The sequence below is a fragment of the Aquimarina algicola genome (assembly GCF_006443095.1).
In the GTDB taxonomy this organism is placed as follows: Bacteria; Bacteroidota; Bacteroidia; order Flavobacteriales; family Flavobacteriaceae; genus Aquimarina; species Aquimarina algicola.
The window spans coordinates 834571-854793 of the sequence record NZ_VFWZ01000002.1 but is presented as its reverse complement, the minus strand read 5'-3'; the positions used below and the strand labels follow the sequence as shown (position 1 = coordinate 854793).

Genomic DNA, 20223 nt, shown 5'->3' with positions numbered 1-20223 from the left:
TGTAACTATTTTGCAAGATGAAACGAGTTTTAATCCCTACAGATTTTTCTGATAATGCATGGAATACGATTATGTATGCAATGCAATTGTATAAGAATATCCCTTGTGAGTTTTATTTATTAAACACCTATGAACTCAAGCCGATTCAACTTTTAAACACGGTGAGTTCACAACGAGTAGGGCATTTTTATGATACTATTAGAATAGATTCTGAAAAGGGATTAAAGCGTACTCTTGATGACATCAAAGCTACAATGCCACAAGTGCATCATACTTTTAAAACAGTTACCAAATCAGGATCATTATTGTCTAATATTGACCAATTGATGAAAAGTGTTTTTTTTGATATGATCATTATTGGTACCAAAGGAGCAAATGGTGCCAAAGAAGTTTTTATAGGAAGCACTACGCAAAAAGTAATTAGCACGATCAAAAACTGTCCTGTTTTGATCATACCGGAAGAGGCCAGGTTTCAGAAAATAACAACTTTGGCTTTTGCCACAGATTTTGAAAGAGTATACTATACTTCAGAAATCGAACCTATTATATATTTTGCTAAACATTTTGATGCATCTGTCAAAATGATCCATGTCAAAGAAGATTCGGTTTTTAATGAAGTTCAGCATTATAATGCAAATGTACTCGAAGAGTTTTTTAAAAATTTGGATTACGATATTCATACAGCAAATGACAGTACCAGTATAAAAAATGAAATTCAAAAACTGGTAGAAAAAGTAGCTGCTGATCTGTTGATTATGATCAATTACGAACATAGTTTTATAGAAAGACTTACTAGAGAGGCCGTAATCAAGAAGATGACCTTTCATACCGAAATTCCGTTTTTAGTTATTCCTTCTGATAACTGACAATTATCATTCTATTTCTAGTCAGAACAGGATATTTTTATATCATAATCATTAAAAATCAAGATCATGAAAAAAATACTTGTTCCGACTGATTTTTCAAACAATGCATATAATGCACTGTACTATGCGACACGTTTGTTTAAGAATGAAAAGTGCCAGTTTTATATTTTGAATACGTATGATGTTGAAGTAGCGGTTCTGGCAGGAATTATAGAAATGAAGCAAGGCGATCAAGAACTACGCAAAGAATCTGAAGAAAAACTAGAAGAAACTTATCATACTATAATCAGGGATACAGAGGATTTTGAACATCGTTTTGAGTGTATTTCTTCTTCAGAAAGGCTCATCGATACCATAGAACAAACAGTAAAAGAAAAGAAAATAGAACTCATTGTTATGGGGACCAAAGGTGCTACAGGAGCCAAAGGGTTTTTGATGGGCAGCAATACATCTAATATTATTCAAAAAATAAAATGTTGTCCTGTTTTAGCCGTACCAGACGAGTTTTATTTTGAAGACCCAGAAGATGTTCCGTACTCTAAATAATCAAATCGAATATCAAAGTAATTTTTAGTAACATCAACTGCTATAGGCTATTGATGTTGATGAAGAAAAAAAGAATATACCCATTATGATCGTTTACAACGATAAGTATGCGCTCTGTTTTTAAACCATTTAGTATAAATTAAAAAGACCAAATGTATGAAAAGGATACTTGTTCCTTCAGATTTTTCAGATAATGCTTATAGAGCACTTTATTATGCTACACATCTGTTTAAAGAGAAAGCATGTGAATTTTATATTCTGAATACTTTTGATGTAGATACCCCTATTTTAACCAGTAGGCTAGATACGAGCAAAGGTGATCTGTTATATCAACAACGCAGTAAAGCCTCTAAAGAAGGGTTAGCAAATACGCTTAATTCAATCAAAGAAGATGCAGAAAACTTTGATCATACTTTTGAAACCATTTCGATTTCTAAAAAACTCACAGAAACCATCAATAAGACGATAAAAAGTAAAAATATTGATCTTGTTGTCATGGGTACAAAAGGAGCTAGTGGAGTCAAAGAAGTTTTTATGGGTAGTAATACGGTAAAGATGATCCAAAAGATAAAGGGATGCCCTATCATCACTGTGCCCGATGAGTTTGATTTTATTCCTCCCAAAGAGGTTGCTTTTGCAACAGATTTCAAACACTCTTACAGCAAAAAAGAAATCCAACCCATTTTGAATATAGCAGCATTATTTAATGCAAAAATAAGAGTAATGCATATTCATGATGCAGAAACCTTGAGTAAAGAACAAGAAGAAAATTTTAAGCGATTAAAAGAGCATCTTGCAGCAGTTGAATACACAACGCACTGGGTTTCAAAATTTGATCAAAAAGCTCAGGTGATCAAAGAATTTATAGAAAAAATGGATATCAATATTTTGACAATGTTGTATCATAAGCATGGCTTTATAGAAAATATTACAAGAGAACCGGTTGTAAAAAAAATAGGTTTCAAAGCCTCTATCCCTTTTATGGTAATTCCTGAGATGAATTGATAATTGTCATAGTTTCAATTGTATTGATGATATACATTTATATCAAATAATACAAACACATTATCTTAATTAAAAACACACATTAAGAGAATTAATCTCTAAAGTATAGTGATGAAAATAAGTAATTGTGAATTGAGGTAATTTCAATTTGCACTAGCCGATTTATTGCTTAATCTTAAAATTTTATAGACATGAAAAAGAAGATTTTATTGCCTACAGATTTTTCAAGAAACGCATGGAATGCCATATCCTATGCTGTAGAATTATATAAAAACGAAGCTTGTGATTTTTATGTACTTAATGCTTTTAACGCTACAGGATATGCCCTAGAAAGTATGATGGTACCCGAACCTGGAGAGAAATTATACGAAGAAGCTAGAGAAAAATCAGAAAATGGACTGGGTAAAATTATGGAGAGACTCACTTTTAGAGATGAAAGCCCTAATCATCAGTTTTTTATGATATCCCAGTTTAATGGTTTGCTAGACGCAATCAAAGATATTGTAGACAAACAAGATATAGAAATGATCATTATGGGTACAAAAGGTACTACAGATGCAAGAGATGTGATCTTTGGAAGCAATACGGTAATGGTTATGGAAAAATCCAGAAATTGTCCGGTATTGGCAATCCCCGAAGATGCCACGTACAAGACATTAAACGAGATCGTATTTCCCACAGATTATAAAATGAATTTTAAACGTAGAGAATTACAAACACTGCTTGATGTAGCAAAAATTACCAAAGCAGAGGTAAGGGTGCTTTATGCATCCGATGGTGACCCTCTAGACGAAGAGCAACAAAGTAATAAAAATCTGCTGGATGAATATTTTGGAGGATTGACACATACTTATCATGCTTTGTACAATATCGAACCGCAATCTGCAGTACGTTGTTTTGTAGAAAGTAGAGATAGTGATATGATTGCTTTTTTCAACAGAAAACATAGTTTTTTTGGTAGTATTTTTTCCAGACCAATGGTAAAAAGTTTAGGTAGATACGCAAAAGTGCCTGTGCTGGCATTACACGATCTAAGAAGTTAGAATCGAACATAATTAAAATTAGTTTAGAATTCCCAATTTAAAAAGTATCCTCAATTTATAAAGTTTACAAAATGATTTGCTTTTACCGTATGGTAATAAAAGTAGAGGGTACTTAACAATAGAATAATTTAAAATTAAATCCCAAAAAGATGAAGAATATAGGAATTTGGATGGATAAAGAAAAAGCTCATATCATAACCATCAAAGAAGACCAAGAAGATATGACAACAATAATGTCTGATGTAGAAACATTTAATATCAAAGGAGGTTCTGGTACTCGTTTTAAAGGAGGACCGCAAGATGTAGTGCAGGATAGTAAATACTTGCATAGAGAGAAACAACAATTCAAAGCTTATTTTAAGAAGTTGGTTTCTTATGTGGAAACAGCAGATAGACTTGTGATTTTTGGCCCCGCAGAAGCAGGAGAAAAATTCAATAAAGAATTGCAAGAAAATTATAAAGGAATCAGTGAAAAAGTAAAAGATGTTATCAAAGCCGATAGTATGACTGATAATCAAACCAAAGCCTTGATAAGAGATTATTTTACCAAAACTACAAGCAAAATTTAGTAATGTTTGTAAACCCTGATAAATATCATTTTTTAAATCTTTGATTATAAGTAAATTATAGTTTAACCTTAAAAGAGAGAAAAATGAAGCAAGAAAACTTAAAACTAAGTAAAACACTCAAAGACCTTCATATAGAAACATTGAATTGGAAATCTATACAACATTTTATAGAAGACGAGATTCAATTTTCTAAGCAATTACTCAATTCTTATGTATTCGAGCCTGATACTCCAAACCTTTTTGAAAGACTACAGGTATTTAAAGACGAGTTTGCAGATGTCAGAAAAAAGATTGACATGTTGAAAGAAAGTATACAAAAACATGAAAATAATATGGGAGGCATGCTAGAGTGTGATGATCTGATTTCAAGTGATCATGTTTATTATCAGGAACACGAAAAATTAGAACAACGATTCAATAGCTTTCATAAAGATTTTAGAGATCTTAAATCGAGAGTATTTCTATATGCAAGTGATATCCTCAAAAGAAACAAAAAAGATAATGATTTGAATTTTTAAATTGATAATTGTCATTTTTTTATCGTAGCAACTACGCTAACTTTAGCATAGTATTATTAAAGATAAGTCTAACTAAACCTTCACGTTATGTCATTGATTAAATATAACAGAAACAGATTTCCTTGGATTAACGACCAGGTTTCAAACTGGTTAGAAGCAAATGATTTTTTTGCAGATGATTTTTTTATAAAAGATAGAAATCTATCTGCAATGAATGTCAAAGAGAATAAAGATAATTTTGAAATTGAACTTGCAGTTCCCGGTTTTTCAAAAGATAACATCGAGATCAGTATAGAGGATGATATCTTACATATTTCTGCACAAAGTAGTAATGAAGATGTTGAAGAAAATGAGAACTATACGCGCAAAGAATTTAGCTATAACAAATTCGAAAGAAAACTACAGTTACCCGTAAGTGTAGATCAAAAAGAAGGCGTAAAAGCTACGTACAAAAGTGGAGTGTTACTGCTTTCGTTATCAAAAAAAGATGAAGCAAAAGAACAACCCAAAAAAATCATTGAGATTACATAATCTCTGTTTGAAGGCAGAGAACAGTTTGGTGTATTAATGTCTCTGCCTTTTTTTGTATTCATCAAAATATAATAATCTTTAGAATACCAAATTTTACATTCTAGATATACGAGAACCCCTAACAACCTAACCGATATTTGAATATAATGAAGCGTATTCTAAAGATTATATTTAGTACTGTTCTTATACTTTTTGCAGGATTTTGGGTTTGGCATGAGTATACCTATGCTATGGATACTGTGATTCCTTTTGAAGTGAATAAAGCCGAGTTAAAAACTAAAGTGTTGATTGCCTCTCAAGGAAGTAGTTTAAAAGACTCTTTGGTACAAGGTATTATGAGGCATTATCAAAATGATTCGATATACTTTAAAATCATAGATGCATACACAATGTTTACAGTGAATATAGATAAGTGGGATGCACTTGTTATAATCAATTCATGGGAGTATAGAAATCCACCATCCAACCTCAAAAAATTTATACAAAATCACCCGGATCAATTAGATAAACTTATTATTCTATCAACAGTTGGTAGTAGTAATATGGCATTAAAAGATATAGATGTGATATCAGGAGAATCTATTATCGAAAAAACATCAGAATACACTAATATCATAGTAGAACGGTTAGATAAATTAATCAAATAAATCAACAAATATGAAATCACTATACGCCTATCTTGTCATCATATTACTATTATTTTGTAATTGTTCATCAAGTGAACTGGTAGAAAACTGGAAAAATCCGGATATCGATACATTCGAAGCTCAAAAAGTATTGGTTATCGGAATTTCTCCTAATATGGATAATAGAAAAATATTTGAAAGAAAACTAGCTTCAGAACTTAAAAAAAATGGAGTAGAAGCAGTAAGAAGTATTGATTATTTTGAGAAATCATTTACAAAAACCCCAAAAACAGAAGAAGAAGTACTTGCCCTTGAATCTCAATTATTAGAAAAAGGATTTGAAGCTATTTTGTTGTCTAAAGTAGTAGGGGTACAAGATCGTGTTACAGTTGTTAAGGCCTATAGAAATCTAGATAAAACCTTTAGTAGTTTTAAAGACGATTACTACAAAAATCAGGATATTTTTAGAGATAAGGATTATTACGAAGAATATCAGATTTTTCATGCAGAATCCTCGTTATATTGTATATGTCCCGAAAAAGAAAGAGAGTTAATCTGGAAAGGTTCAATAGACATTACCGAACCAGAAAATATTAGAAAAGCTGTTGGAGATTATGTAAAGGTATTGGTATGGGCATTAAAAGGACAACAATTACTAATTATTGAAGAACTTACTGATGAAGGTATTGATATATAGTGCAAAAGATTTTGAAATCCCTTTTTTGGAAAAGGCCAATAATGATTCGCATCAACTTAAGTATATTTCTGAACGTCTTACGGCAGAGACAGCACATCTTGCTCTTGGATTTGATGTTGTATCCATATTTTCTGCAGATGATGGATCATCAAAAGTATTAGAAAGATTAAAAAGCTTTGGGATTCGACATATTGCTTTACGCTCAACAGGCTACGATAATGTAAACCTGTCTATGGCTAAAAAATTGGGGATAAAAGTTGCATACGCACCAGGATATTCTCCAAAATCAATAGCGGAGCATGCAGTAGCTCTTTTGTTGGCAATGAATCGTAAACTTGTTCTGGCTGATCGACAGGTTAGCAAATATAATTTTTCACTTAGTAACCTTGTAGGTTTTGATATCCATAATAAAACAATAGGAGTACTTGGAACCGGTAATATAGGTAAAGCCATTGTACAAATCATGCATGGATTTGGTTGCACTATTGTAGCAAATGATTTGGTTGAAGACAGTACGTTACAACAAGAGTATAATGTTACTTATCTAAATATAGAAGAGTTGTGCGCTCAATCTGATATTATATTTTTAAATGTTCCTCTTACAACAAAAACACATCATTTTATAGACAAAGAGGTGATAAAAATGATGAAGAATAACATAATATTGATCAATATAGCCAGAGGAGGTGTTGTAAATACAGAAGATATATTAAGTGCATTAGATTTTGGTCACATTGCTGGCTATGCTTCGGATGTGTATGAGCACGAAAGCGGAGTTTTCTTCTATGACCTCTCTGATAATAAGCCTAATGATATAGTTTTAAAAAGATTAATTGATCATCCCAATGTGCTACTTACTCCCCATCAGGCATTTGCGACAAAAGAAGCGCTAACAAGTATTGCAGAAACAACTTTTTATAATATCAATTGCTGGCAAGAAGATAAGTTATGTAAGCATGATCTTACCGCAGAACTAGTGAGGTAATTTATGCTTTAAGATTCCATATAAAAAGGTTCCTATTATTGCACTGGCGATCACTACAATGATTGGTAAATATCCTGCTCCCAACAGTACAAACATTGGACCGGGACAAGCCCCTGCAAGTGCCCAACCCAATCCAAATATAATACCACCAAAAATATAACGGCGTAGATTTTTGTCTTTGGGACTTATATGAATAGGATCTCCATAAAAAGATTTGATCTTATATTTTTTAATGAGTTGTGTACTAATGAGGCCTAGTGTAACTGCAGATCCAATAATCCCATACATATGAAAAGAATGAAATTGAAACATTTCATAGATTCTAAACCATGAAGCAGCTTCAGATTTGAATAACGTAATTCCGAAAAGAATACCAATACCAAGAAATATAATTGAACGCATTTGGTTAAAATATTAGAGGAAAAATAATATGTACCATAGTTAAACCACCTATAAAAAAGCCGATAACAGCTACAAGTGATGGTAACTGTAAGTTGCTTAACCCAGAAATAGCATGGCCTGAAGTGCATCCTCCTGCATATCGGGCACCAAACCCTACCAGTAACCCTCCTATTATTAATAACAGTAAACTTTTTGGTTGAGATAGCGCTTCATTAGCAAATAAAAGATCTGGCATGTAGTTTTTACCAGGGTTTACAAATCCTTTAGCCTTTAGATCACTAATTGTTTCCGGAGCAATTGCAACACTAGAATCATTAGACAAAACAGTAGAAGCGATGATACCCCCTAATATAGCACCTAATACGACAATCAAATTCCATCGCTGTGATTTCCAATCGAATTTAAAAAAATCAGAAGCTTTGCCGGCACCACATATCGTACACATCGTTCTTAGGTTTGATGACATACCAAATGTTTTTCCACTCTTTAGCAATAAAAATAGAATTATAGCAATTAGAGGCCCTGATATATACCAAGGCCATGGATTATATATCCAATTCATGAGTGTTGTATTTTGGGATAAAGAAATGAAAAAACGTTATGCTATACAGTAACCTTAGTTACACATTACGTTTTATTTTATAGTACTGGGACATATAAAATCTGTAGTTATAATATCAGCTTCTTTGATTGCACCAAACCCTCCGGCGATATCAATAAAATTATGAATACCACGACTTTTGAGAATAGAAGCAGCAATTACAGAACGATACCCTCCTGCACAATGAATGTAAAAGGTTTTGTCTCCCGGAAATTGAATAAGATAATCATTAATGAAATCCAGAGGTGTATTATAAGCATCTGCTACATGTTCTGCTGTAAATTCACTTTCTTTACGAACATCAAATACAGGGATTTCATTTGTTTCGATACTTTCTTTGGTTTCTTTGGCAGGGATAGAAGTTATAGTATCATATTCTTTACTAGCTTTTTTCCAAGCATCAAATCCCCCTTCAAGATACCCAAGAGTGTTATCAAAACCAACTCTAGATAGTCGAGTAATGGTTTCTTCTACTCTTCCTTCTGGTGTAATTAATAAAATGGGTTGTTTTACATCTTGAATCAAGGCACCTACCCAAGGAGCAAACCCACCATCAATACCAATAAAAATAGATCTTGGGATATGCCCTTTTACATAATCACTTTGATGTCTAACATCTAAAACGATAGCTCCAAATTCATTTGCAGTTGCCTCAAATTCTTCTGGAGATAATGGTTTGGCACCACGATCAATAATATCATCAATATCATCATACCCTTCTTTATTCATTTTTACATTGAGAGGGAAATAAGAAGGAGGAGGCAATAATCCCTCTGTAACTTCTTTGACAAACTCTTCTTTGCTCATATCTGCACGCAGGGCATAATTTACTCTTTTTTGGTTTCCGAGAGTATCGACAGTCTCTTTCATCATATTTTTACCACAAGCAGATCCTGCACCATGTGCTGGATAAACAGTGACATCATCTGCTAGAGGCATAATTTTGGTTCGTAAACTATCATATAGTGTTGATGCTAACTCCTCTTGAGTCATATGTGCTGCTTTTTGAGCAAGATCCGGGCGACCAACATCTCCTAAAAATAAGGTATCTCCACTAAAGATAGCATGATCTTTTCCATCTTTATCCCGAAGTAAAAATGTGGTACTTTCCATAGTATGTCCCGGCGTATGTAATGCTATAATAGTAATATGCCCGAGTTTGAATTCTTGTTGGTCTTTGGCAATAGTAGCATCAAAAGATGGATTTGCATTTGGTCCATAGATGATTTGTGCCCCTGTTTCTTTTGCTAGTGTGAGATGACCACTAACGAAATCTGCATGAAAATGAGTTTCAAAAATATATTTGATTTTTGCCTGATCTTCGTTTGCTTTATCAATATAAGGTTTTACTTCGCGTAATGGGTCAATTATTGCAACCTCACCGTTACTTTCGATATAATAAGCACCTTGTGCAAGGCATCCTGTATATATTTGTTCAATTTTCATTCTTATTATTTTATACTTTTTCTCACTCTAAAAAAAGAAAAAGCCATTATACTTTTTGATATTTCAAAAATAGGGTAATAATCAATTGGATACAGTAACAATTGTTACAAAGCTATTTTACAGACTTTAATTATTGTATTGATTTTATTTTTTTTGAAATAGTTCTATTTGTTTTTTTGCTTCATTATATCCTAGCTCATAGATCTTATCAAGATTACTATTGCTAAAAATACCAAAGTTTACAAGCTCTTGCGGTTGTATCACAATATTACACAATGTGAATTTAGCTTGAGAATTAGGCATTGCCCTAAGATAATATGCTCTTTGCATCACATTGTATGAGTGTTTGAAGTCTGAAATCTTAGGTTTGGTAATAGGAGATACGTCTACACCAATTATAAAATCGCAATGTTCTTGTAATGGAGTAATAGGAAAATTATCAAGAATACCACCGTCAGCATAAAGGTTTTCATTGATCAAAACCGGTGTAAAAACTCCCGGAAAAGCAGCAGAAGCTAGTAGTGGTTTGATAAGTTCTCCTTTATTGAAAACAGTTTTTATTCCTTCTACAAGATTTGTAGCAGTGATAAATAATTGTCTCTGTAATGCTTCAAAAGAATTATTTGGGAACATTTTTTTTAGATCATCATAAAATTTTTCTGAGTCTAAGAAACCTGCTTTTTTTCGAGTAAATCGATTAAAATTGAACAAAGAAGTTTTTTTGAAAAAGTCTTTGATTTCCTCTGGAGTATATCCTTTTGCATATAGAGATCCAACAATAGCGCCTGCACTTGTACCTGAAACAAAATTAACAGGTATTTTTGCTTCATTTATAGCTTGTATCGCACCGATATGGGCAACACCTTTGAATCCACCGCCTGATAAGACTAACCCTACATTTTTAGCTGTTGTTAACATACAAACATAATTTATAAAATCGGACTAAAAATCTTTGCGACCCCTTCTAGAAGTTTATTTTGCCAAGGTCTTTTTACAAAGGTACTATAGTTTAATAAAATACTTTTGTTGCAGTCTTTTAAAAAATCATTCTTGAGATCAATTGCAAAGTTATTGTCATAAATTATAGCATTGACCTCATAATTTTGTTCAAAACTACGAATATCAAGATTTGCTGTTCCTACAGATGAAACCATATCGTCTGCAACTACAGTTTTGCTATGCAAAAAACCATCTGATAGTAAATAAATTTTTACCCCTGCCTGTAATAGTCTTTCAAAATAGGAGCGGACACACCATTTTACTACTCTACTATCAGAATTATTAGAAAGCAACAATCGTACATCTATACCACTTAGTGCAGCAACTTTTAATGCATCCAAAATTGATTCACCAGGAATGATATAGGGATTTGCAATATATACATATTTTTTAGCTTCATTAATGATAGAAAAATAACTTTGTTGGATTGATGAGAAATCAGAGTCAGGTCCACTATGTACAATTTGTACAGTAGCATTGCCAACAGAAGGGTTTTTTATAAAGTAAGATGTATTTAATAAATCATCTTTTTTAGATATTAAATACCAATCCAAAGCAAAAACAGCAAAAAGATCATGCACAATCGGGCCTTGTAGTTGTAGATGCATATCGTGCCATATTCCCAGATTTGGATCGCCTTTTAGGTACTTATCCGATACATTGATCCCTCCGGTAAAAGCAATTTTATTATCAATGATAATAATTTTACGGTGATTTCGGTAGTTAATAGAAGACAAAAATTTACCAAAACGTATTGGTAAAAACTTATGAATTTCTACCCCTATTTGCTCAAGTTTTCTAATATATTTCTTGCTGAGGTGTAGACTGCCGATACCATCATAAATGATCTTAATTCTAACTCCGTTTTTAATTTTTTGTTTAAATAAATCAAACAATCCATTAGTAAGTTCCCCTTCTTCAAAAATATAATATTCGAGATAAATAAATTCTTTAGCATTTTTTAAGGCATCGAAAATGGCATTAAAAGTTGCTTTTCCATTTTTGAGCAGTTGTACATCATTTCCTGGATGTGGAGAAAAATAAGATGTATTTGCAATAAGAGAAATGAGCTTATAGTGTGTATGATATTTTTCTTTTGAAATGGGAGTATAGTTCTCGATTGCTTTTTTTATATAAGCCGTAACCTTTGGAGTGTAATGAAGTTTAAAAAGTTTGTTTTTTCTTCTATTTCTACCAAGCATTAAATACAAAAAAATACCACCAACAGGAATTGTAAAAATGGCAAGCAACCATGCAAGGGTTTTGGTAGGCCGCATTCCATTAAGAAGCAACCTGATAATGATAAAAATTCCTAATGCAATATATAGCGTAAGAACAATAGAATACACCATCTATTACTTTATATTTAGTTCAATTAATTATGCATAATTAAAAGAGGCACCTTTGTGCCATAGCTTATTTTGGAAGTCTCAGACCCTTTAAAAAAACGCTCCAAGAATGTTTCTCTTTGTATAAATAGAGCCGTCATATCTATATCCATAATTTGCACAAAACTATTGATGGCAAGAGCAGTAGGAACATTAACAATAGAGTGAAATGTATGATTGATGTCTTTAAAAAAATTCTTCATTTCTTTTTTATCATCAAAATCTGCTACCGTAACAGTGTCATCTTCTCTTATTTTGAGAATACGTAGAGAAGATTTATGCTTTGTTATTGTGTCTACAAGAGGTTCGATATTATGGTCATTAAAATGATCTCCGTAATCAATTACATATAGAATACTTTTTGGGGAAGTATATTTATACCCTTGTGGAATAGCGATTAGGGGACAATCAATTTTTCTGATTACATTAAGGGTATTACTCCCAAAAACAACTTCGATAGCATTTGTAGCACCGTTGGTCCCCATGATGATCAGATCGATATGGTACGTTTTTATTGCTTGTTTGATTGCATCTGTAAACACATCATAATCAGTGATGGTTTGAAAATAATATTCTTCATCTTTATAAGTATCCTTTAGTTTTTGGGCAATATGGTCAAGTTTTTTCTTTACATCGCTAATTACAGCCTCGTGAATAGATTGATTTGCAGGAGCAACCATCAAATCATCGGTAGTATAATTAGATACTTTTTGTACATTTAGAATATAAAAGGTACAGCTCTCATTTTTATAAAATTGCATCGCATAGTCAATTGCGTTTTGAGCATTATCAGAAAAATCTGTTGGAAGTAGAATATTTTTCATTTTTTGATCGCGTTTTATATCAAATAAAAGTAGAGGAGTTATGATAGTAAAACTATGATATTTGTCATGATTACTATATCAGTATTGTTTTGACTAGAAATAGGTTACGAGTTTTGCTTGGTGATTTTATTGATAAAATAAAGTTTTAAAAAAGTGTAACAAATCAATAGTGTTTTTGTCTTATGGGTATGCGCAAGATTCTATTAGGCATGGTTTTTTATTTGATCTGTAGTCAATATGCTATAGCGGATGAAAACGTGCCTAAGTTTTTTTCTCCAAGAGGAGAACTTGTATTTTCTAAGGCAGAAATATTAAATGAATATACAGCAAGAATCCCTTTTAAGCTTGTTGATAGGCTTATTGTAGTAGAGGCAGAACTACTTAATAAAAAAGGAAATTTTATTATAGACACAGGTTCTGAGACGCTATTACTGAACGAAATGCATTTTCCCGTAAAAAATCCTTTTATCTCCAGAAAAAAGAAATCTTCAGGCGTTCTAGAAGTCATTGATGACACTTTTGAGCAAAAAATACAAGATTTTGTATTACAGAATTTTAATTTGAAGAATAAAACTTCTGATGTCGTTAATCTATCACATATCGAAAAAGCAAAAAAAATACATTTACTAGGTATTATTGGATATAATATATTGAAGGATTATGAGGTTTTTGTTGATATGCACCTTAATCAAATAACACTTAGCAAAGTCAACCGAAAAGGAGATAAACTGAATCCTAATGTATATGCAGAAACCATTACAGATAGTATACATTTTAATCTAAAAAACCATACTATCGTTCTTGATGGTTTTGTCGGAGATCAAAAAGTGAGATTTGGTTTAGATAGTGCGGCAGAGTTTAATCAAATCAATAAAAGAATAGGAAAAAAAGCATTAAAACATTTTTATCCTAAAAGAAGATTACTATTATCAGGAGCCAGTGACAACAAGATTGAAGTTATGGCAGGAAAATTGTTTAAAGTTAAGTTAAGTAAAACGGTTTATTTTGGACCAATGAATACAGTACTTACTAATTTGAACAAAATGAATGAAGCTTTTGGGACTGATCTTGATGGTGTTTTGGGATATGAATTTTTTCAACAAAAAAGAACAATTATCAATTATCAAAAAGAAAAGCTTTACTTTGTAAGTTCTCCTATAATACGATAGTGAAGCAAATTATAGTATACCATATTTATTTTATTCTGGCTATTGCCGGGTTTTCCTCTTATGCCCAAACCATTCCTTTTAAAGGATATAAAATAGAAGGAGAAGATTTAGTATTTGTTTTTGATAAAAGAGAATATCAGAAAGCTACCTCTGATGGAAGGGGTAGAACCTTTGATTTTGAAGACCTTGATATAGAAAATGTGGTAGTTGCAGGAGAATTTAATAATTGGTCTAAGAAAAAGTGGAAAATGAGAAGAATTGATGAAAATCGATTCGAGTTGAGAAAAAAATTAAGTGATTTTACCGATGCGTTTTCCTGGGAGTTTAAGTTTGTAATTAACAATTCCTATTGGGCAGAACCTTCATGGAATGATGAAAATATTACAAGAGCTAAAAAAAATGGTTTTAGGTTAGAAACATATAACTTAAAAATGTATACGGCTTATCCCGATGGTAATGGTAATGTGACCTTCACACTCAATGGATATAAAAATGCAAAAAAAGTAATACTTAGCGGAAGCTTTAATAAATGGGACGAGCATTCATTTAAAATGAATAAAACAAATGATTGCTGGGAATTGAAGTTACGTATCAAACCCGGGGAGTACGAATATAAATTTATTGTAGATGGAAAATGGATTATAGATCCTGACAATCCCAGGAAGGTAGACAATGAATTTTTTGGGCACAATTCTGTAATTGATATAAGGGCATCCAAAGAATTTATATTAAACGGCTATTTAGAGGCTAGAAAAGTAATTCTTTCAGGATCATTTAATCATTGGTCAGAAGACCAGTATAGAATGACCAAAACTAAAACAGGATGGCGTTATACAACTACGCTTTCAGGAGGTAAGCACCATTATAAATTTATTGTAGATGGCAATTGGATCGTTGATCCTGATAACCCTGTCAAAGAATATGACTTTCAGGGTAATATCAACTCTGTATGCATGATTAAATGATTCGATTATCCCCCTATGGTGATCATGCTTCTATTATTTGTATGTTTATCTGTTTGATTAAATTTTTCTAGAGTGTCCATACCATTTCGTATTTTCAATTTCGTCTTTATAGCATTTTGAACAACCGGGATAATGGATTCACCTTTTCGAAGTGGGTTTAATAGATCGGATTCTTTAGTTGAAAAAAGACAGTTTTTTATATGTCCGTTAGCAGTCAACCGTATTCTGTTACAACCATCACAAAACGGATTGGTCACAGAGCTTATGATTGCAAAAGTACCTTGATACCCTTTAATTTGATATGTTTTGGTAGTGTCGTTTGGCGCATCTGCACATTTAATGATTTCTTCGTTGCTATAATTAGAGTGTACCTCGGCTAGAATTTCCTGTAAGGAAACCATTTGATCTATATTCCAGCGATTTCCATCAAAAGGCATAAATTCTATAAATCGTACATGAATAGGATTGTCTTTACTAAGTTTAATAAAATCAATAATTTCATCGTCATTAAACCCCTTCATCAAAACGCAGTTTACTTTTACATGAAAGCCTTCTTTTACTAATAAAAGAATGTTTTGATATACTTTTTCAAAATAAGATCTTCGGGTTATACCTTTGTTTTTTGTAGCATCCAAAGAGTCAAGACTTACATTGAGGCTTGTAATACCGCATTTTTTGAATTGATCGATAAACCTGTCTACGATTACACCATTTGTAGTCATTGTTAATGTTATGGGTAGAGAGGCTAATTTTTCCATAATCAGGCCTACATCTTTACGTACTAAGGGTTCTCCTCCTGTCAATCGTATTTTGTCAACACCTAGCTCAACAAAAGCTTTAGCAATCGTATAGATTTCTTCATAGGTCATGATATGAGACTTTGGCGATAATTGTACACCATCTTCTGGCATGCAATAGGTACACCTTAGATTACACCTTTCGGTCAACGAGATTCTGAGGTAATTATGTTTTCTTCCAAAGGTATCTGTAATAACATTTTGATTACCATCGATATGCGTTTGCTTTGTTTCATCTGTGTTTGTACTTTTTTTAGTCATGTCTTGCTCCTTTTAGAATTCTAAAAACATGTAATACTTCAGGAAAGATGGCATCCATAGATTCTTTTGCTCCATTGGTAGATCCTGGTAATGCTAATACCAAGGTATTTTTCAATGTTCCTGCGATACTTCTGGATAGCATGGCGTAGGGCATTCTATCTTGTCCATATTTACGTATTGCTTCTTCTATACCGGGGATAGACCTATCTATGATTGGTCGCAGTGCTTCTGGGGTAACATCTCGTTTAGATAAGCCTGTGCCTCCAGTATAAATAATAAGATCAGCACCTTGTTCCTGATAATGTTTTGCTTTGTTTTGTATGATTTCTGCTTCGTCCGGTATAATGATGTAATCTAATACCTCTACAGAACATGTTTCAAGCTTTTCTATAATAGCTTTACCGGCTTTATCTTCTTTTTGACCTGCAGATATGGTATCGGAACATACGATCACAGCAGCTTTAAGATCATCCCTAAATTTATCTCTATAATCAGATTTTCCTCCCTTTTTATGCAATAACTTGATTTGATGAATTTCTATACCTTTATCAATAGGTTTTAGCATATCATACATATTGAGTGCTACGATACTGGCTCCATGCATAGCTTCTACCTCAACACCGGTTTTGTAAATCGTTTTTACCGTAATAGTAATTTTAATTTCCAAATCATTAATGTCATAATCAATACCGGTATATTCTATGGGCAATGGATGGCAATCCGGTAAAAGGTCAGCAGTTTTTTTTACGCCTAGTAATCCGGCAGCTTTACTCATGGCAAACACATCTCCTTTGGGTACTGTACCTTTTTGTATTGCTTCTATGGTTTTCTGCGAACTTACTCTTACAATTGCCTGCGCTGTAGCTGTTCTTAATGTGTTGGTTTTGTGTGTTATGTCTACCATATTGTCAATTTTGGGACTATGTGTTTTGTTTCCATTGATGTGTTTGATCTTCAAAAATCTCTTTTCCAAATACAGGAACATCAGCTTTTATAGCCTCAACAACATATTCCAGCGCTTCAAAAACTACTTTTCTTCTAGGAGAAGAGACAAAAACGAATAGACATATTTCTCCGGCATTTACTTTTCCCAGACTATGATATATATGCATGCATGTTAGGTCAAATTTAGAAAAAGTAGCTTCTCGTATTTCATGAAATTTTTGATTTGCCATTTCTTCATAAGCAGTATACTCTATAGCGGTCACTATTTTATCATCGATATTATCTGCTCGTACTTGCCCGAGGAATATATTATGCGCCCCAATATTGGTTTTGCTTTGGTGCTTTGCTATAGAATTACCAATAAATTCTGATGTAATTGCACCTTGTTTAAAAACATTTTTTGGTTTTTTTGTTTCCATAAATATTATGTTATATCTCATTGGTCTTAAGGTTTGTCATGCTTATTGCCAAAGCATTAGCCCCTCCTATTACATGAGATACATTTTTAAATCCGTTTGATTGTAAAATTTCTACTGCCTTTTTGCTCCTGATGCCCGATTGGCAAAAGACAATTATTGCGCTGTTAGTCTCAATAGATGTAAGTTGTTCCTGTAATGTACCTAATGGAATATATATAGGGTTCAAAATATCAATTTTAGGTTGCTCATGAGCTTCGCGGACATCGATAAATTGAACATTTTCTTTTTGAAAAGCCATTTCTGCAGTAATTTCTGATACATGAGAAACCCCACAGAAGAAGTCATAATCTATAGTTTCAAAATATGCAGCAGAGGCTTTTACGTTTTCAATTTCTTTCTCTACTCGAGTTGTGGTGAATGATGAAGAAGTACCTGCTAAGCAATCATACATAAATAATTGGTTGCTAAGTACATTACCTAAACCTAGAATAATTTTTAGTGTTTCGTTTGCCTGCATGCTTCCGATAATACCGGGTAAAACACCAAGTACACCAATTTCTGAACAGTTTGGTACGCTGCCTGCTTTTGGGGGTTCGGGGAAAAGACATCTGTACGATGGACCGTTTTGATAATTGAATACAGAGACTTGTCCTTCAAATTTAAAAATTGCCCCATATACCAGAGGTTTACCTGTAATAATGCTTGCATCATTAACTAGATATCTTGTAGAGAAATTATCACTTCCATCAACAATAATATCGTAATTTTCAAAGATTGAAATTGCATTTTTGGTCGTAAGTTGTTCGGGGTATGCAATAATCGTAATATCAGGATTGAGATCTTCTAGTCGTTCTTTGGCTGCTACTGCTTTATTTTTCCCCAAAGTACTGGTACCATATAAGATTTGTCTATGTAAATTCGAAATATCTACAGTATCAAAATCTATAATTCCCAAAGTGCCTACACCTGCTGCAGTAAGATATTGTAATATCGGACAGCCTAGTCCTCCTGCACCTATGACAAGTACTTTTGCATTATTAATTTTATTTTGACCGGTAATTCCTATTTCTTCAAGGATGATCTGTCTATGGTATCTAGAATTAAAAGTGTTCATATGATACAAATTTGGTTTATCCTCCTGCAAAAGGAGGGAGCAGTGCGATTTCTGCTCTATCTTTTATTATAAAATCGTTATCTACTAATTGTTGGTCAATAGCAACTTTAAAATTTTTCTCGTTGAGCTTTGGATAGCGATGTTCAAGTTGTTGTATTAATTGCGCAACAGAACAAATTTCAGTTTGTAACTGCTCCTCATTTTTACTAGTCGCTTCTACTAGCATTCCAAAGTATTTAATCGTGTGTTGCATAAATAATAGTTTTAAAATCTTTCATAGTATTTATATTGGCAACTATATTGTACTCTTCTTCTTGTAAAGCAATAGTTTTTGTTTTTACAGAGGAAACAAGTTTACGTAAACGTAGTTCTCTTTGCTGTAATAGTTTTTCGCACATCGTAGCACAATGTTTTTGATATATAGCAACAAGGGGAATGGTTTTTCTGCTTGCGCTAAATTGAATGATGTCGTATCCTTCTTCTTTGTGCGATAGTAGTTGTCTTAGAAGATGTGTTGTAATAAAAGGGACATCACAACTTAATACCAGATTATCACTTGTTTTAGAATATGAAAGGCCGGTATACAAACCTGCTACAGGACCGGAGTTTTTGACCAGATCTTCTATTCGCGTATGTCCAAAAGTGTCATAAGCCATATTATTGCTCACAATAAGTATTGAATCTACCAAAGGGGTCATGGCTTTGATTATATGATGTACAAAAGGCTTTTTATTAAATAGAACCAAACCTTTGTCTGTACCCATTCGTGAGCTTTTACCTCCTGCTAGAATAATACCGGTTATGTTCTTTTTATCATTCATAATATCGCGGCAAATCTATTATAGCGAAAGATTTTGTAGTTCTTTGTCGAGAAACTCCCAACATTTTTGATTAATACGATCAAATGATATGATGACTTTTTCTCCATATGGAGTAAGATGAGCTCCACCACCACCTTTTCCTCCTGTCGTTGTGATAACAAGTGGTTCTTTGGTGGTTTTATTCATACTATCTAGGAGATTCCATGCTTTTTTATAAGACATTTGTAAGGCGCTGGCAGCCTTACGTAAAGAACCGGTCTGAGCAATAGCTTTGAGTAGCTTTACTCTTCCTTCTCCTAAAAACATGCCCTGTTCTGATTCTATCCAAATTCTACTTTTAATAGCGTAATTCATCGATATCTAAATTAATAACCGTTTAGCATTTAAAGATACAACGATTATTGTAATAATGTTTTTCTTTATCAGAACTTTAATACATCCAAAACAAAATCACTGTTTTTTTCAAGATTAGAATCATCATTAAAAAGACCAATGTGTATCAAAAAACCAATCTTGTATAGATGTAGAGAGGATTTAAGGATTTGAAGGCTTTATGTTATGGTTAAAATGTAAAATTTTAAAGTAAGTTTTATACTACAAAAAATATAAAATTATTTATTTTATAACGATAAAAAGCAATTATAAAGAGTTAAAAAATCAAAAAATTCATTTTTTTTTGTAAATTT

25 protein-coding genes are annotated in these 20223 nt (G+C 32.6%); 12 read left to right on the top strand and 13 right to left on the bottom strand.

Annotated features, from left to right (window positions below):
- Positions 1 to 17: 17 nt before the first annotated feature.
- The 10 genes from FHK87_RS07770 to FHK87_RS07725 all read left to right on the top strand — a co-directional run bounded on the left by FHK87_RS07770 (position 18) and on the right by FHK87_RS07725 (position 7386).
- Positions 18 to 866: a universal stress protein gene (locus FHK87_RS07770; RefSeq protein WP_140592113.1), complete on the top strand. Its 849-nt coding sequence runs from the start codon at positions 18 to 20 to the stop codon at positions 864 to 866.
- 66 nt (positions 867 to 932) lie between these two features.
- Positions 933 to 1412 (top strand): universal stress protein, encoded by a 480-nt coding sequence (locus tag FHK87_RS07765; protein ID WP_140592112.1) that lies wholly within the window; start codon positions 933 to 935, stop codon positions 1410 to 1412.
- 156 nt (positions 1413 to 1568) lie between these two features.
- Positions 1569 to 2417, top strand: coding sequence for a universal stress protein (locus FHK87_RS07760; protein ID WP_140592111.1), 849 nt, complete (start codon positions 1569 to 1571; stop codon positions 2415 to 2417).
- Between the two features lie 191 nt (positions 2418 to 2608).
- Positions 2609 to 3460: a universal stress protein gene (locus FHK87_RS07755; protein ID WP_140592110.1), complete on the top strand. Its 852-nt coding sequence runs from the start codon at positions 2609 to 2611 to the stop codon at positions 3458 to 3460.
- Between the two features lie 149 nt (positions 3461 to 3609).
- Positions 3610 to 4029: a hypothetical protein gene (locus tag FHK87_RS07750; protein ID WP_140592109.1), complete on the top strand. Its 420-nt coding sequence runs from the start codon at positions 3610 to 3612 to the stop codon at positions 4027 to 4029.
- Between the two features lie 83 nt (positions 4030 to 4112).
- The gene (locus tag FHK87_RS07745) at positions 4113 to 4547 is read left to right on the top strand and encodes a hypothetical protein (RefSeq protein ID WP_140592108.1); all 435 of its coding nucleotides are present in this window, start codon (positions 4113 to 4115) and stop codon (positions 4545 to 4547) included.
- A gap of 87 nt (positions 4548 to 4634) precedes the next feature.
- Positions 4635 to 5078 (top strand): Hsp20/alpha crystallin family protein, encoded by a 444-nt coding sequence (locus tag FHK87_RS07740; RefSeq protein ID WP_140592107.1) that lies wholly within the window; start codon positions 4635 to 4637, stop codon positions 5076 to 5078.
- Between the two features lie 146 nt (positions 5079 to 5224).
- On the top strand, positions 5225 to 5725 hold the full coding sequence (locus FHK87_RS07735) for a hypothetical protein (RefSeq protein ID WP_140592106.1): 501 nt from the start codon (positions 5225 to 5227) through the stop codon (positions 5723 to 5725).
- 10 nt (positions 5726 to 5735) lie between these two features.
- Positions 5736 to 6401, top strand: coding sequence for a hypothetical protein (locus tag FHK87_RS07730; protein ID WP_140592105.1), 666 nt, complete (start codon positions 5736 to 5738; stop codon positions 6399 to 6401).
- Complete coding sequence (locus FHK87_RS07725; RefSeq protein WP_140592104.1) at positions 6382 to 7386, top strand: 2-hydroxyacid dehydrogenase; 1005 nt, start codon at positions 6382 to 6384, stop codon at positions 7384 to 7386. Before FHK87_RS07730 ends, FHK87_RS07725 begins: the two co-directional genes overlap by 20 nt.
- On the opposite strand, the gene FHK87_RS07720 is transcribed toward FHK87_RS07725, so the two are convergent.
- From FHK87_RS07720 to FHK87_RS07695, 6 genes are all read right to left on the bottom strand, one after another.
- Complete coding sequence (locus tag FHK87_RS07720) at positions 7375 to 7788, bottom strand: DUF6691 family protein (protein ID WP_140592103.1); 414 nt, start codon at positions 7786 to 7788, stop codon at positions 7375 to 7377. The two genes, FHK87_RS07725 and FHK87_RS07720, sit on opposite strands and share 12 nt — an antisense overlap.
- A 4-nt stretch (positions 7789 to 7792) precedes the next feature.
- Complete coding sequence (locus FHK87_RS07715) at positions 7793 to 8350, bottom strand: YeeE/YedE family protein (protein ID WP_140592102.1); 558 nt, start codon at positions 8348 to 8350, stop codon at positions 7793 to 7795.
- Positions 8351 to 8422: 72 nt separating this feature from the next.
- Positions 8423 to 9835, bottom strand: coding sequence for an MBL fold metallo-hydrolase (locus FHK87_RS07710; RefSeq protein WP_140592101.1), 1413 nt, complete (start codon positions 9833 to 9835; stop codon positions 8423 to 8425).
- 144 nt (positions 9836 to 9979) lie between these two features.
- Positions 9980 to 10753, bottom strand: a complete 774-nt coding sequence (locus FHK87_RS07705; RefSeq protein WP_140592100.1) for a patatin-like phospholipase family protein — start codon at positions 10751 to 10753, stop codon at positions 9980 to 9982.
- Positions 10754 to 10764: 11 nt separating this feature from the next.
- Entirely contained in the window at positions 10765 to 12186 is a 1422-nt protein-coding gene (gene cls / locus FHK87_RS07700; RefSeq protein WP_140592099.1) for a cardiolipin synthase, read from the bottom strand.
- A gap of 23 nt (positions 12187 to 12209) precedes the next feature.
- The gene (locus FHK87_RS07695; RefSeq protein WP_140592098.1) at positions 12210 to 13046 is read right to left on the bottom strand and encodes a universal stress protein; all 837 of its coding nucleotides are present in this window, start codon (positions 13044 to 13046) and stop codon (positions 12210 to 12212) included.
- A gap of 188 nt (positions 13047 to 13234) precedes the next feature.
- Between FHK87_RS07695 and FHK87_RS07690 the strand changes: the two genes are divergently transcribed.
- Together FHK87_RS07690 and FHK87_RS07685 are read left to right on the top strand one after the other, a co-directional pair.
- A complete protein-coding gene (locus FHK87_RS07690) occupies positions 13235 to 14215 on the top strand; it encodes a hypothetical protein (RefSeq protein WP_140592097.1) in 981 nt (326 codons plus the stop codon).
- Positions 14215 to 15180, top strand: a complete 966-nt coding sequence (locus FHK87_RS07685; RefSeq protein WP_140592096.1) for a hypothetical protein — start codon at positions 14215 to 14217, stop codon at positions 15178 to 15180. Before FHK87_RS07690 ends, FHK87_RS07685 begins: the two co-directional genes overlap by 1 nt.
- Before the next feature lie 5 nt (positions 15181 to 15185).
- Here the strand turns inward: FHK87_RS07685 and moaA are convergent, their stop codons facing one another.
- The 7 genes from moaA to FHK87_RS07650 are packed head-to-tail and all read right to left on the bottom strand — an operon-like array spanning position 15186 to position 19891.
- Positions 15186 to 16193, bottom strand: a complete 1008-nt coding sequence (gene moaA, locus FHK87_RS07680) for a GTP 3',8-cyclase MoaA (protein ID WP_394344920.1) — start codon at positions 16191 to 16193, stop codon at positions 15186 to 15188.
- A 37-nt stretch (positions 16194 to 16230) separates the two neighbouring features.
- Entirely contained in the window at positions 16231 to 17142 is a 912-nt protein-coding gene (moaCB, locus tag FHK87_RS07675) for a bifunctional molybdenum cofactor biosynthesis protein MoaC/MoaB (RefSeq protein ID WP_140592094.1), read from the bottom strand.
- A 16-nt stretch (positions 17143 to 17158) separates the two neighbouring features.
- Entirely contained in the window at positions 17159 to 17602 is a 444-nt protein-coding gene (locus FHK87_RS07670; protein ID WP_140592093.1) for a molybdenum cofactor biosynthesis protein MoaE, read from the bottom strand.
- A 10-nt stretch (positions 17603 to 17612) separates the two neighbouring features.
- Positions 17613 to 18716: a HesA/MoeB/ThiF family protein gene (gene moeB, locus FHK87_RS07665; RefSeq protein ID WP_140592092.1), complete on the bottom strand. Its 1104-nt coding sequence runs from the start codon at positions 18714 to 18716 to the stop codon at positions 17613 to 17615.
- A 16-nt stretch (positions 18717 to 18732) separates the two neighbouring features.
- Entirely contained in the window at positions 18733 to 18969 is a 237-nt protein-coding gene (locus FHK87_RS07660) for a MoaD/ThiS family protein (protein WP_140592091.1), read from the bottom strand.
- Complete coding sequence (gene mobA, locus FHK87_RS07655; RefSeq protein WP_140592090.1) at positions 18953 to 19537, bottom strand: molybdenum cofactor guanylyltransferase; 585 nt, start codon at positions 19535 to 19537, stop codon at positions 18953 to 18955. Before mobA ends, FHK87_RS07660 begins: the two co-directional genes overlap by 17 nt.
- Positions 19538 to 19555: 18 nt before the next feature.
- A complete protein-coding gene (locus tag FHK87_RS07650) occupies positions 19556 to 19891 on the bottom strand; it encodes a winged helix-turn-helix domain-containing protein (RefSeq protein WP_140592089.1) in 336 nt (111 codons plus the stop codon).
- Between the last annotated feature and the right edge of the window lie 332 nt (positions 19892 to 20223).